Here is a 13,530-nt window from a genome sequence, read left to right on the forward strand (position 1 = left end):
GCCAACAACTTACACCACACACAACACTGCACGCGTCCACTATGTGGTTCCCGAACAACAACCGTTCCAGGAACCAACAACTGAATAACAACACCACACAGTTGTAACCACACAGACTTCCCACCCCGGACAAACACCGGGGAACGGGTAACAAGGTTACGGCGGTCATAGCGTGGGGGAAACGCCCGGTCCCATTCCGAACCCGGAAGCTAAGACCCACAGCGCCGATGGTACTGCACCCGGGAGGGTGTGGGAGAGTAGGACACCGCCGGACAACAATTAACGGGAAGCCCCGACCACCACGGTCGGGGCTTCCCCACTTTAACCACCAGAAGTTGCATCGCCAACAGCGCTGTGAGACTGGCCACGGGACGCCCGTGGAGCTGCCCTGACGTTCGGCGCCTGAGGCGCTGTCGCCTAGAATTGCATAAGACATACGAGTCGGCAGCCCCGTGCTGCAGACGGCGTGACAACGAAATAAGGGTTATGAGCGACTACGCACGCGCCAGTGGTCGGCTCGCAACAGGAGGAATCCACCATGGCTGAGCACAACGGCGGCAATCGCGACGGCAACCGCGGAAACTTTGGCGGGAATCGCGGTGACGGCGGTTCTTTCCGCCCCAACAACAACTCCGGTGGAGATCCCCGCGGATTCCGTTCCAGGGGGAATCGCGACGGCAACGAGCAGGGTCGTTCCTTCGGTGGCGATCGTGAGCGTAAGCCCTTTGGTGATCGTGGTGACCGTCCGGCCCGTGATGGTGAGCGTCGTCCGTTCAACAATGACCGTGGCGAGCGTAAGCCGTTCGGCGACCGCCCGCCCCGCGATGGCGAGCGTCGTTCCTTCGGTGGCGATCGTGAGCGTAAGCCCTTTGGTGACCGTGGTGATCGTCCGGCCCGTGATGGTGAGCGTCGTCCGTTCAACAATGACCGTGGAGAGCGTAAGCCCTTCGGAGATCGTCCGGCCCGTGATGGCGAGCGTCGTCCCTTCGGTGGTGATCGTAAGCCCTTTGGTGACCGCGGGGACCGTCCGGCCCGTGACGGTGAGCGTCGTCCGTTCAACAATGACCGTGGCGAGCGTAAGCCGTTCGGTGACCGTCCGCCCCGCGATGGCGAGCGTCGTCCCTACAACAATGACCGTGGCGAGCGTAAGCCGTTCGGCGATCGTCCCGAGCGTGGCGGCGAGCGTCGGTCCTTCGGCGGAGATCGTGACCGTAAGCCCTTCGGTAGCCGCCCTGAGCGTGGCCCCCGGAACTTTGATGGTCCACGTCGTGATGGTGATGAGCGTCGTCCCTACAACAGTGACCGTGGCGACCGTAAGCCGTTCGGTGACCGTCCCGAGCGTGGCGGCGAGCGTCGTCCCTTCAACAGTGACCGCGCCAACTCCTGGGAAGAGCGTCCGGCCAGGGTTCCCAACGCGAAGGATATTCGCAGCGCCAACCGTCCTGACCGCGAGCGTTCTCCCGAGATCGATGAGGATGTCACGGGTAAGGAACTTGACCGCGCCACCGGGCATCAGATCAAGACCCTCGAAGAGCAGAGCGCAGGCTGGGTTGCCAAGCACCTGGTAATGGCTGGTCGCCTGATCGACATCGAGCCGGAGCTGGCCTTTCAGCACGCCTTGGCTGCCAGCCGAAGGGGTGGCCGGCTCTCGGCTGTCCGGGAAGCTGTTGGCTTGACGGCGTACGCTGCCGGTCACTATGGCGAAGCGCTCCGCGAATTCCGTACGTACCGCCGCATCAGCGGGTCAAACGTTCACCTGCCCGTCATGGCGGACTGCGAGCGTGGCCTTGGCCGCCCGGACCGTGCACTGGACATGGTCCGCTCTCCCGAAGCGCAGGACCTGGATGCTCCGGGCAAGGTAGAGCTGGCGATTGTGGCTTCGGGCGCCCGTGCGGACCTCAACCAGCTTGATGCTGCCGTTGCCGAACTTGAGATCCCGCAGCTGGACATTAACCGTGCGTTCTCCTACAGCCCCCGCCTGTTCCGTGCGTATGCGGAAGCATTGACGGCTGTGGGTCGCACTGAGGAAGCCGAAAAGTGGGCTCGTCAGGCAGTGGTTGCCGAGAATGCCTTGGGTGTTGGCGATTTCGCCGAGCCGGAAATTCTTGACCTCGGCTGGGACGAGCAGGAAGAAGCAGCAGCTGCGCGCAAGCCGCGTTTCGAGAAGCGCGGCGAGGATTCCGACGTCGTTAGGTTGGAAAGCGAATCGGTGATCGCTGAGGCTGCTGCCGCAGATGCCGAACACGACGACGTTGACATTGATGATGTCGAGTCGGATTACTTCGAGTCTGACGACGCCGAATCGGACATCGATTCAGCAGAAGAGGCTGACGAAGCCGAAGCAGAAGAAACAGAGGAAGAGCCGGACGAATCCGTTTCCCACGCGGAACCCGCCGAGGAACAGGGCACTGACTCCCAGCATGGCTGATTCACTCATTTCCTCCTTTGACGCTGTACTTTCCGATCTTGATGGTGTGGTTTATGCAGGTCCCCATGCCATTCCCGGGGCTGTGGAGTCGCTGCAGCGACTGGAGACGGTAGGCGTCGGGTTGGGTTACGTGACGAACAATGCCTCGCGTACTCCCGCCCAGGTTGCCGCACATTTGCGGGAACTGGGTGCGCCCGCGGAGGATCACCAGGTGGTCAGCTCGTCGCAGGCTGCGGGGGAGTTGCTTGCTTCCATGCTGCCTGCGGGGGCTCACGTGCTTATCACTGGCAGTGCGGCGTTGGCCCACGAGATCGAACTCGTGGGCCTCAAGCCCGTGCACAGTGCAGCGGAGTCGCCGGTGGCTGTTGTGCAGGGCTTCAACCCGGAGATCGGCTGGAAGGACCTCGCTGAGGCCTCCTATGTTGTTGCCGGTGGCGCGCAATGGTTCGCGACCAACACGGATATGTCCATCCCGCAGGCACGCGGTATGGCTCCTGGCAACGGTACTCTCGTCGCCGCAGTTGCGGCCGCAACGGGCAAGACGCCGTTGGTGGCCGGGAAACCCGAAGCGCCGTTGTTCCACGCTGCTGCCAAGCGGCTGAACTCCGCTCGCCCTTTGGTGGTGGGGGACCGTTTGGACACGGACATCCTGGGCGGCAATCGGGCGGGATTTGCGACGGCGGCGGTACTCACCGGCGTCGACACCACGCTAACAATTCTTGCTGCGCGGACGGAAGAGCGTCCCGATTACCTGTTGGCGGATCTGGGTGATCTTTACCATCCATACCCGGAAATCGTCAGCGACGCCGGCACCTACCGTTGCGGTGCAGCATCAGCAATTGCTGAGGACGGCAAGGTCACGCTCACGGGGCACAAGGATGACCTCGACGCGTGGCGGGCGGCGTGCGCCGCTTGGTGGGCTGCGGTTCCGGACACCGCTGTGGCCCAAGCGCCGGAGCTGGAATGGCGAACTCATTAGACTGGTGCGATGACTGAGCCCAACAATGTCACGGAAGCTGAGGCTGAACGGACCGCTGCGCACTGGCCGGAGGCTCTGGATTCCACCGGCGATGCCCCGGTGGACCGTGCCCTCAGCTTGCTGGAGGCCGTTCATGGCGCTCCGGTGGCCGATCATGCCGGGTTGTACGCAGCAATTCACGATTCCCTCCTGGAGGCTCTGGATGCCGAGCCTGGCCTGCCGACCGCTGCCAACCGGGATACCACTGCCACCCGCCCGGAAGGCGAAAATTAGCGAATGGCAAGACTTGATCAGGAACTCGTCGCGCGTGGGCTGGCGAGGTCCCGGACGCATGCTGCCAAGCTCATTAGCGACGGCAAGGTGAGTTCAGGCGGGGTTGTCTTCGCCAAAGCGGCCCAGCAAGTGGACGCCGGCACAGACCTGGACGTCCAATCCCACCTTGAGGACATCTACGTGAGCCGCGCCGGGCACAAGCTGGCTGGCGCGCTGGCAGCGTTTCCGGGGGTCACAGTATCCGGCCGCCGGTGTCTCGACGCCGGAGCCTCCACCGGCGGCTTCACTGATGTGCTGCTCCGGCAAGGAGCCGCGCGAGTGGTGGCGGTCGACGTCGGGCATGACCAGCTGGTGCCGCCCCTTCGCAATGATCCCCGGGTGGTGGTTCATGAGGGATTGAACGTCAGGTATATGACGCCGGACCAGATCGGCGGCACCGTGGCCCTGACCGTTGCCGATCTGTCCTTCATTTCCCTGACGTTGGTTCTGGGCCCGCTTGCTGCCTGCACGGAACCTGGCGGAGACCTTGTCCTGATGGTCAAGCCGCAGTTTGAAGTCGGCAAAGAGCGGTTGAGCCGCACGGGCGTCGTATCTTCCGAGAATGAACGACGCCGGGCGGTGGCCCAAGTGGCCCGCGCTGCAGTTGATGCCGGGCTGGAACTTCTTGGCCTGGCGGCAAGTCCACTCCCGGGCCAGGACGGAAATGTTGAGTACTTCCTGTGGATGAAGCGCAGGATGTCCGCTGTGTTGCCTAAGATCGAAGAGCGGGACGAGGACGTTGCTGCGTTGATACAGAACCTCTGGCCAAACGACTAGAAAGCAGAACCCGATGAGCAGGCATGTACTTGTCCTTGCCCACACAGGGCGGGAGGAATCGCTCCGGGCGGCGTGGGATGCCTGTACGCAGCTGCACTCGTCGGGCCTGGTGCCGGTCCTCCAGAAGTCAGAATTGGCAGATGTCGAGCGTTTCTTTGGTGCCGTTGATACCCCCATTGAGATCCTCCATGACGACGTGAGTTTGGAAGACGTGGAATTGGTGATGGTTCTGGGTGGCGATGGAACCATCCTGCGCGCGGCGGAACTGGTCCGGGAGGTGGACGTTCCCTTGCTGGGCGTCAACCTGGGCCACGTGGGCTTCCTTGCAGAGAGCGAACGTGCTGACCTGGCCCAGACGGTCGAGTGGATCGCGAGCCGCCAGTACACCGTTGAAGAGCGCATGACCATCGATGTCCAGGTGTGGATCAAGGGCCAGAAGATCTGGCATACCTGGGCGTTGAACGAGGCCGCTATCGAGAAAGCCAACCGGGAACGGATGCTCGAAGTCGTTACCGAGGTGGATGAACGCCCGCTGACGTCGTTCGGCTGTGATGGCGTGGTCCTTGCGACGCCAACGGGATCAACCGCGTACGCGTTTTCGTCTGGTGGGCCGGTGGTGTGGCCTGAAGTGGAAGCGCTCGTCATTGTGCCGATCAGCGCCCATGCCCTTTTTGCCAAACCCTTGGTGGTGTCTCCGCGATCGAAGCTGGCCGTGGAAATCATGAACCGGACCGATGCCTTGGGAGTCCTTTGGTGTGATGGCAGGCGTTCCGTCGACTTGCCTCCGGGAGCACGTGTCGAGGTGACCCGCTCAGCCACGCCTGTACGCCTGGCACGGACGCACAGGACTCCTTTCTCAGCCCGGCTTGTGCGCAAGTTCCAGCTCCCCATCCACGGCTGGCGGGGTCCGGCTCCCCGGTCAGGGGAAGTCCACACCGGCCCCATCCCCGTGATCCGAACCCTTTCACCGGCTCCTTTGCCCACTCCCCGGGAGGCGGGCGGTCCCGCGGACACCAGCGGCCCCGGCAACGCTGAAACATCCCTGAACCCGGGGCACGGTGAGCCATCCGACCCCACGAATGCGAAGTGAAGCATGCTTGAAGAACTCCGAATCCGTGACCTCGGTGTCATTACTGATGCCGCCCTCCCGCTAGGTCCCGGCCTCAGCGTCGTTACCGGTGAAACCGGTGCTGGCAAGACCATGGTGGTGACCGCCGTCGGGCTTCTCCTGGGTGCCCGTTCGGATGCGGGCGCCGTCCGGAGCGGCGCCAAATCTGCCTCCGCGGAGGCCGTCTTGAAGCTCGATCCAGGCCACAGCGCAGTGGAGCGGGCCAAGGAGGCCGGCGGTGAGGCGGAGGAGTTCGACGGCGTCGCTGAACTCCTGCTGGCCCGCACCGTTGGTGCCGATGGCCGCAGCCGGGCTTACGTTGGGGGACGGGCGGCACCGGTGGGGGTTCTGGCCGAACTTGGCGAGAGTCTGGTAGTGGTGCATGGCCAGTCGGACCAGATCCGGCTGAAAAGCGCTACCGCACAGCGACACGCCCTGGATCGCTTCGCTGGTGCACCACTGGCCAAGGGCCTGGAGGAGTACCAGGGCCTGTACAACCACTGGAAGTCCATTCAGGCGGAGTTGGAGGCCCTTCGCAGCGAAGCGCGGGAACGGCTTCGTGAGGCGGAGTCGCTGGACGCGGCGCTCAAAGAGATCGATGACGTGGATCCCCAGCCTGGTGAGGATGAGACCCTCAAAGCTGAAGCCGTGAAGCTTGCAAATGTTGAGGAACTCCGGCTGGCGGCCGCGGCTGCACATGAGTCGCTCATCGCGGAGGAATTCGGGGATGCCGGTGATGCCACATCGATGGTGGATGCCGCCAAGCGGACGCTGGAGCATGTTGCAGAACATGATGAGGCGTTGGGGGCCGCTGCTGCACGCCTTGCCGAAGTTGGCTTCCTGCTGAACGATATCGCCGCTGACTTGTCCAGCTACCAAGCCGCATTGGACACCGAAGGCCCGGAGCGGCTCTCTGAAATCGAGGCACGCCGCGCGGCCTTGGCCAAACTGATCCGCAAGTACGCCCCCAGCATCGATGAAGTGCTGGAGTGGGCGGCCACGGCCCGTGTGCGTTTGGACGAGCTGCAGGACGATTCAAGCCGCATCGAGTCCTTGGATGCCGAGGTAGCTTCGGCCGAAGCTACCCTGCGCAAGCAAGCCGCAGCGATCAGCAAGGCCCGGCTCAAGGCGGCCAAGGACCTCTCGGCCCGCGTGAGTGCGGAGTTGAAGGCATTGGCCATGGCGGATGCCACGTTGATCATCCAAATCGAGGACAGCGGATCGCTTGGCCCCTGGGGAACGGACGAGATCGCCTTCCTCCTTCAGCCACACTCCGGCGCTCCGGCGCGCCCACTGGGCAAGGGAGCCTCCGGCGGTGAACTCTCAAGGGTGATGCTTGCCATCGAGGTAGTCCTCGCTGCGGTGGATCCTGTGCCGACATTCGTCTTTGACGAGGTGGACGCCGGAGTCGGCGGACGGGCTGCCGTCGAGATCGGGCGCCGGCTGGCCATGTTGGCCCGCCACGTCCAGGTCCTCGTTGTGACGCACCTGCCACAGGTTGCCGCCTTCGCTGACCAGCACATCCGGGTTACCAAAACCTCAGTTCGGGGCGCCGACGGAAAAACGTCCACCGGATTCACCTCCAGCGATGTGCAACTGCTGGACGACGACGAGCGCGTGAAGGAGCTTGCGCGTATGTTGGCCGGGCAGGAAGACTCAGAATCTGCCCAGGCGCACGCGCAGGAATTGTTGGACGACGCGAAATTGCTTCCCCAGAAGGCCTAGGAATTTCCGGCCAGGCGGCTGGCGCCGGACTGCGACCACTATCACATCCGTGCACTTGGCCCCGCCCGGCTCTTGATTGCAGGCATGGTCTTGGGCAACCATTGACCATTTGGGGAATCCGGACGGACGCTTGGAAGGCGTAATTGATGATAAGCTCGAATTCCGTGGTGCAGCGATCAAATTCCCGTGTAAATTCCCGGTTCCCGGGCTCGTCCAAGACGACCAAACACATCTTCGTCACCGGTGGTGTGGCGTCCTCGCTCGGTAAGGGTCTGACGGCTTCCAGCCTCGGCCACCTGCTGCGGGCACGCGGTTTGTCTGTAACTATGCAGAAGCTCGATCCCTATTTGAACGTGGATCCGGGCACGATGAATCCCTTCCAGCACGGCGAAGTTTTCGTGACTGATGATGGCGCCGAAACTGACCTCGACATCGGACACTACGAGCGCTTCCTCGATGAAAACCTCGAAGGTTCGGCCAACGTCACAACGGGCCAGATCTACTCCACGGTCATCGCGAAGGAACGCCGTGGTGAGTACCTTGGAGACACCGTTCAGGTCATCCCGCACATCACGGATGAAATTAAGCGCCGCATGCGCCTTCCCGCCGAAGGCAAGAACGCGCCGGATGTCATCATCACCGAAATCGGTGGCACGGTTGGTGACATCGAATCGCAGCCCTTCCTTGAGTCGGCCCGCCAGGTGCGCCAGGACATCGGCCGGAACAATGTCTTCTTCCTCCACGTTTCCCTGGTTCCGTACATCGGTCCTTCCCAGGAACTGAAGACCAAGCCTACGCAGCACTCCGTGGCAGCCCTTCGTTCCATCGGTATCCAGCCCGAAGCCATCGTGATCCGTTCGGACCGCGAAGTGCCGGACGCCATGCGCGAGAAAATCGGCCGCATGTGCGATGTCGATATCGATGCCGTGGTCAACGCTGCTGACGCACCCAGCATCTATGACATCCCCAAGACGCTGCACTCCCAGGGCCTGGACTCCTACATCGTCCGTGCGCTGGACCTGCCGTTCAAGGACGTTGACTGGAGCAAGTGGGACAAGCTGCTCGAAGCTGTCCACAACCCCAAGCATGAGGTCGAAGTCGCCCTGGTTGGCAAGTACATCGATCTTCCGGATGCCTACCTTTCGGTGACCGAGGCCCTCCGCGCAGGTGGATTCGCGAATGAAGCCAAAGTCAAGATCCGCTGGGTTCCCTCTGACGAGTGCGAAACCCTCGCTGGCGCCACCAAGTCCCTCGCCGGCGTCGACGCCATTTGCGTACCGGGCGGCTTCGGTATCCGTGGCCTTGAAGGCAAGCTGGGTGCACTGAAGTTCGCCCGTGAATCCAAGCTCCCGGTCTTGGGCCTGTGCCTGGGCCTGCAGTGCATGGTGATCGAATACGCGCGCAACGTGGTTGGCTTGGAAGGCGCCTCGTCCAGCGAGTTTGAGCCGGACTCCAAATACCCGGTCATCGCCACCATGGAAGAACAGTTGGACATTGTGGAAGGCAAGGGAGACCTCGGCGGCACCATGCGCCTGGGCCTCTACGAAGCCAAGCTCGACGAGGGCTCCGTTGTCGCAGAGACGTACGGTGCCACTTCAGTGAGCGAACGCCACCGCCACCGCTACGAGGTCAACAACAAGTACCGTGACCAAATCGCGGCAGAGGGCTTGGTCTTCTCGGGTACCTCTCCTGACGGCAAGCTGGTTGAGTACGTTGAACTTCCCCGCGAAGTGCACCCGTACTACGTTGCTACGCAGGCACACCCGGAGCTTAGCTCCCGCCCGACGCGTCCGCACCCGCTCTTCGCAGGCCTCGTGAAGGCAGCTTTGGAGCGTCGTGAAGGCAGCGTCGTGGGGACCAAGACCGGCGCCCGTGCGGTAGCTGCCAAGTAACAGGTAAAACGCAAGCACTAACGAAGGACGGCGCGATGCCCGGCATTTCTGAAACCCCCAGCACCTCAAGGCAGGTTTCGGATATGCCGAGCCCGCGCCGTCTTGTGTCCACCAGCAAGGTCTACGAAGGCCGTATCTGGGATGTGGTCAGCGACTCCTTCCAGCTCAGTGAGGACACGGACACCCTGGTCCGGGACTACATCGACCACCCGGGGGCGGTGGCCGTGCTGCCGATGAACGTCGACGGGGAAATCCTGCTCCTGAAGCAGTACAGGCACCCCGTTGGTATGGATCTCTGGGAAATCCCGGCCGGCTTGTTGGACGTTGAGGGCGAGGAGTTCGTGGCGGGCGCCGCCAGGGAGCTCGCCGAGGAAGCTGATCTTGTTGCGGCCACCTGGAACGTCCTGGTTGACTTCTTCAACTCTCCGGGATCCTCCAGCGAGGCTGTTCGCATTTATCTGGCTCGTGGATTGAGCGCTGTTCCCGAGGCTGACCTGCATGTCCGCACGGACGAAGAGTCAGAAATTGAGTTCCACTGGATTCCGCTCGACGATGCCGTGAAAGCCGTCCTTGAAGGGCGCCTGCACAATCCGTCCGCGGTCCTGGGAATCCTTGCGGCCGCCGCCGCGAAGGCCGATGGCTTTTCCAGCCTGCGGCCCGCTGACGCGCCGTGGCCCGCGCACCCGAGCCAGCGCTGAGAATGGCCGAGGCCGCCACCCGTACTGCCAACCGCATCGATCGCGGAGTTACGGACTACCTCCAGCACGTGGGGGTGGAACGCGGCTTGGCAGCCAACACCTTGGCTGCCTATCGTCGTGACCTTGCCCGATATTCGAACTTCCTGGCTGGCCAAGGCGTGGAACGGCCCGGAGACATCACTCGGCATCATGTGACTGCCTTCGCCCAGGCGTTGTCCGACGGCTCCGATGGCGCTGCGCCCCTCGGCGTCCGCTCCGCCGCCAGGACCATTGTGGCCGTTCGCGGACTCCATAAGTTTTGGGCCCTTGAAGGAACCACGACGTCGGATCCCGCCAGTGATGTCCACCCGCCGATGCCGGGCAAACGGCTTCCGAAAGCCATCAGCGTTGGTGAAGTAACGCGGATCCTAGAAGCTGCGGGTTCGGACTCGGCGACGGGGCTGAGGGACCGGGCGTTGCTTGAATTTCTCTACTCCACCGGTGCGCGCATCAGCGAGGCCGTAGGGCTGGACGTCGACGACGTATCCCTGGAGCACGCCGGCGGCGAACCTGCAATAGTCAGGCTCTTCGGCAAAGGTTCCAAGGAGCGGTTGGTTCCTTTGGGCTCTTACGGTGCACGCGCCGTCGGAGCCTATGTGGTCCGCGGAAGGCCGCTGCTGGCATCCAAGGGCAAGGGCACTCCCGCCTTGTTCCTGAACGCCCGTGGCGGCAGGATCAGCAGGCAAAGTGCCTGGACAATCCTCAAAGCTGCTGCAGAGAAGGCAAACATCACCAAGGATGTATCACCCCACACCTTGCGGCACTCTTTTGCCACGCATCTTCTGGAAGGCGGGGCGGACGTACGCGTAGTCCAGGAGCTGTTGGGGCACGCATCGGTTACCACCACCCAGGTCTACACTTTGGTCACCGCCGACACCTTGCGGGAAGTTTACGCTGCTGCCCATCCCCGGGCGCTCGGCTGACGTTGCCGCTACTCCAGTACGCTGAACGTCAACTCCACGGCATCGACGAACAATGCCAGCAGTGACGTCCCCAAACCGGCCACGAGCAAAAGCCCTGGGTGGGCCAGCCCCACCACCACCCGCTTCAACCGCGGCCGTCCCTTAAGGAACTTTTTGGGTACCCGCGTCTTCAACGGAATTTGCCGCCAACCGCGCAGCCGGCGGAGGAACCAGGCGCACCGCACGATGAACGCCATCCACAGGACAGAGAGCACCAGCGGGACCGAAGCCAGCATGAGGTTGAAGCCGAGTGCGGTCACCTCCTTTTCGGAGTCGCCGATGACGGTCTGCACCGTGGTCGAGATGGAGGCACTCATCACCACGGAAGCAGCCCACACCATGAAGGCGACCACCAGGGCGAGGAAGCGGACGAAGAAATGGCCCAGGACAGTGGCGTCCACTGCCTTGAGGTGGCTGCGAGGGGTGGCGTGCAGCACGGCCAGCGTGGACAGCAGCGTTGGCAGGGCAGCTGCCAGGACCAGCAAATACCAAGTCCATCCAGCCAGATCCACCACCTCATCCAGGACAATGAGTCCGGCCCATACCACTGTCCAGGCCCAGCCGGCGTAGAGCGGATGCGCCACCACCCAGCGGGGCAGCCAGGCGTCGCGCTCCTGCCCGGCCCTGGTGTGTGATGGGGCCTCGGCCAAAGGAGCTGTTTCGACATCTTCGCCGGCCTGGGACTTCACCTCATGGTTGACGGCCTGTGCTTGTGCCTGTGTCCCGGCACGCGCTTCGCCCCCACCTTCGTTCATGGGCTCACTGTAGCAATTGGGCGGACTGTGGCAATGGCACCACTGGTACAGGTGATCGGGTTAAGGTAGGCAGCATGACAGCAGCCCATGTGACACTGTGCTTCCTCCTCCGTGACGGCGTGGACGGGGAACACGTACTCCTCGGTACCAAGAAGACCGGTTTTGGGCGTGGGAAAGTGGTGGGCGTGGGTGGGCATGTGGAGCCGGGGGAGACGGCACTGCAGGCCGTGTGCCGCGAGGTAATGGAGGAAATCAGCGTGGTGGTCGAAGCCGCAGACCTGATCCCCGCCGGCATCATCGATTTCGTGTTCCCTGCCAGGCCCGAATGGAACATGTACACCACCGTGTACCTGACGCGTGCTTGGGTGGGCGAACCGTCCGAGAGCGACGAGATTGCGCCTGAATGGTTCCCGGTGTCCAAGCTACCGGTGGAACGCATGTGGGCCGACGCCGAGCATTGGCTGCCCGCCATGATTTCGGGGCAGCGGATCGCAGTTCGAGTGGACTTGGCTGCCGATAACGAGAGCGTTGCCGAAGTTCACACCATTGATTGGGTCGGAACCGACTAGAAAACAGGCTTTCAAGCATACGACGGCGGGCCGGTCGCCTTTCGGTGACCGGCCCGCCGTCGTATGCTTCCACCGCTACCAAGTGCCAGGAAGCTACGGCACGTGCCGCTCTTCCGGTCCGTTGTATTCGCTGAGCGGTCGGATGAGGGAGTTCGAGGCGAACTGTTCCATGATGTGGGCGGTCCAGCCGGTGATCCGGCTGGCAACGAACAACGGGGTGAACGTTTGGGTGTCGAATCCCATGAGGTGGTACGTGGGTCCGGCGGGGTAGTCAAGGTTGGGTTTGATGGCCTTGGCTTCGTCCATGGCTTGTTCGAGTCCGTTGTAGAGTCCCAGGAGTTCGGGCCGTCCGTAGTGGGCGATCATCTTGTCCAAGGCCGCTTTCATGGTGGGCACGCGGGAGTCGCCGTGCTTGTAGACGCGGTGCCCGAAGCCCATGACTTTCTTCTTCTGTGCCAGGGCGTCTTCCATCCATGCCCGGGCCCGTACGGCGGCTTCTTCCATGGATTCTTCGCTGCGGATGCCGATCTCGTCGAAGGTGTGCATGACGGCTTCGTTGGCCCCGCCATGCAACGGGCCTTTGAGGGCGCCAATAGCTGCGGTCACGGCCGAGTGCAGGTCCGAGAGTGTGGAGGTGACCACGCGGGCTGTGAAGGTCGAGGCATTGAAGGAGTGCTCCGCGTACAGGATCATCGAGACGTTGAAGGCCTCCACAACCTCGTCCACTGGGTCTTCGCCGAACGTCATCCACAGGAAGTTGGCCGAGTAGTCCAGGTCCTCCCGGGGCTCAACAACGTCCTGGCCGCGACGGCGGCGCTGGTCGTAGGCGACCACGGCAGGCATCGCAGCCCAGAGATCGATAGCCTTCTTCATGTTGGCATCGGGGGATGAATCTTCGGCAAGCTCGTGCCGGGCTCCCAGCACGGAAGCAGCCGTTCGGCACACGTCCATGGGGTGCGAGGTGGTGGGCAACGTGTCAATAACTGACTTGACCACCGGGTCCAGGGCACGCCCGGCGCGTTCGCGGGCAACAAATTCAGCCAGTTGGGCATCGTCGGGTAGTTCGCCGTTCCATAGCAGGTAGGCAACCTCTTCAAAGCTGCACTTCGCGGCCAGTTCCTGGACCGGGTATCCCCGGTATAGCAGCGAGTTGGTGTCCGGATTGACCTTCGAGACGGCGGTGTAGTCCACCACGACGCCGGCAAGGCCTTTTTTGATGTCTTCAGCAGCCATGCTGAACTCCTTCGTTCATAGTGCAAGCGCCCCGGGTTGCCGGAATGCCTGCT

13 protein-coding genes and 1 rRNA gene are annotated in these 13,530 nt (G+C 62.8%); 11 read left to right on the plus strand and 3 right to left on the minus strand.

Translation table 11 applies throughout. The annotated features are described in order from the left end of the window. Positions 1-157: 157 nt before the first annotated feature. Positions 158-274, plus strand: a 5S ribosomal RNA gene (rrf, locus tag ACFX4T_RS10195). Between the two features lie 210 nt (positions 275-484). On the opposite strand, the gene ACFX4T_RS10200 is transcribed toward rrf, so the two are convergent. After that, complete coding sequence (locus ACFX4T_RS10200; RefSeq protein WP_377651700.1) at positions 485-1,561, minus strand: hypothetical protein; 1,077 nt, start codon at positions 1,559-1,561, stop codon at positions 485-487. A 6-nt stretch (positions 1,562-1,567) separates the two neighbouring features. Here ACFX4T_RS10200 and ACFX4T_RS10205 point away from each other — a divergent pair, with 6 nt between their 5' ends. The 9 genes from ACFX4T_RS10205 to xerD all read left to right on the plus strand — a co-directional run bounded on the left by ACFX4T_RS10205 (position 1,568) and on the right by xerD (position 10,881). Beyond that, positions 1,568-2,428, plus strand: coding sequence for a hypothetical protein (locus tag ACFX4T_RS10205; protein ID WP_377651702.1), 861 nt, complete (start codon positions 1,568-1,570; stop codon positions 2,426-2,428). Beyond that, the gene (locus ACFX4T_RS10210) at positions 2,421-3,407 is read left to right on the plus strand and encodes an HAD-IIA family hydrolase (protein ID WP_377651704.1); all 987 of its coding nucleotides are present in this window, start codon (positions 2,421-2,423) and stop codon (positions 3,405-3,407) included. The genes ACFX4T_RS10205 and ACFX4T_RS10210 overlap by 8 nt, the downstream gene beginning before the upstream one ends. Positions 3,408-3,416: 9 nt before the next feature. Next, entirely contained in the window at positions 3,417-3,680 is a 264-nt protein-coding gene (locus ACFX4T_RS10215; RefSeq protein ID WP_377651706.1) for a hypothetical protein, read from the plus strand. 3 nt (positions 3,681-3,683) lie between these two features. Continuing rightward, the gene (locus ACFX4T_RS10220; protein ID WP_377651707.1) at positions 3,684-4,496 is read left to right on the plus strand and encodes a TlyA family RNA methyltransferase; all 813 of its coding nucleotides are present in this window, start codon (positions 3,684-3,686) and stop codon (positions 4,494-4,496) included. A 13-nt stretch (positions 4,497-4,509) separates the two neighbouring features. Continuing rightward, entirely contained in the window at positions 4,510-5,586 is a 1,077-nt protein-coding gene (locus ACFX4T_RS10225; RefSeq protein WP_216922873.1) for an NAD kinase, read from the plus strand. Positions 5,587-5,589: 3 nt separating this feature from the next. After that, positions 5,590-7,329: a DNA repair protein RecN gene (recN, locus tag ACFX4T_RS10230; protein ID WP_377651708.1), complete on the plus strand. Its 1,740-nt coding sequence runs from the start codon at positions 5,590-5,592 to the stop codon at positions 7,327-7,329. Positions 7,330-7,475: 146 nt separating this feature from the next. Then, positions 7,476-9,221, plus strand: coding sequence for a CTP synthase (locus ACFX4T_RS10235; protein WP_377651710.1), 1,746 nt, complete (start codon positions 7,476-7,478; stop codon positions 9,219-9,221). Positions 9,222-9,256: 35 nt separating this feature from the next. Then, a complete protein-coding gene (locus ACFX4T_RS10240) occupies positions 9,257-9,919 on the plus strand; it encodes an NUDIX domain-containing protein (protein WP_377651711.1) in 663 nt (220 codons plus the stop codon). A 2-nt stretch (positions 9,920-9,921) separates the two neighbouring features. After that, a complete protein-coding gene (xerD, locus tag ACFX4T_RS10245; protein WP_216923792.1) occupies positions 9,922-10,881 on the plus strand; it encodes a site-specific tyrosine recombinase XerD in 960 nt (319 codons plus the stop codon). Between the two features lie 8 nt (positions 10,882-10,889). Here the strand turns inward: xerD and ACFX4T_RS10250 are convergent, their stop codons facing one another. Next, positions 10,890-11,675, minus strand: coding sequence for a hypothetical protein (locus ACFX4T_RS10250; RefSeq protein WP_377651713.1), 786 nt, complete (start codon positions 11,673-11,675; stop codon positions 10,890-10,892). A 74-nt stretch (positions 11,676-11,749) separates the two neighbouring features. Between ACFX4T_RS10250 and ACFX4T_RS10255 the strand changes: the two genes are divergently transcribed. Beyond that, positions 11,750-12,244, plus strand: coding sequence for an 8-oxo-dGTP diphosphatase (locus ACFX4T_RS10255; protein WP_216922881.1), 495 nt, complete (start codon positions 11,750-11,752; stop codon positions 12,242-12,244). Between the two features lie 93 nt (positions 12,245-12,337). Here ACFX4T_RS10255 and ACFX4T_RS10260 read toward each other — a convergent pair whose 3' ends face one another. Next, positions 12,338-13,477: a bifunctional 2-methylcitrate synthase/citrate synthase gene (locus ACFX4T_RS10260; protein ID WP_216922883.1), complete on the minus strand. Its 1,140-nt coding sequence runs from the start codon at positions 13,475-13,477 to the stop codon at positions 12,338-12,340. Between the last annotated feature and the right edge of the window lie 53 nt (positions 13,478-13,530).

Source organism: Paenarthrobacter sp. YIM B13468, assembly GCF_042788025.1.
In the GTDB taxonomy this organism is placed as follows: Bacteria; Actinomycetota; Actinomycetes; order Actinomycetales; family Micrococcaceae; genus Arthrobacter; species Arthrobacter aromaticivorans.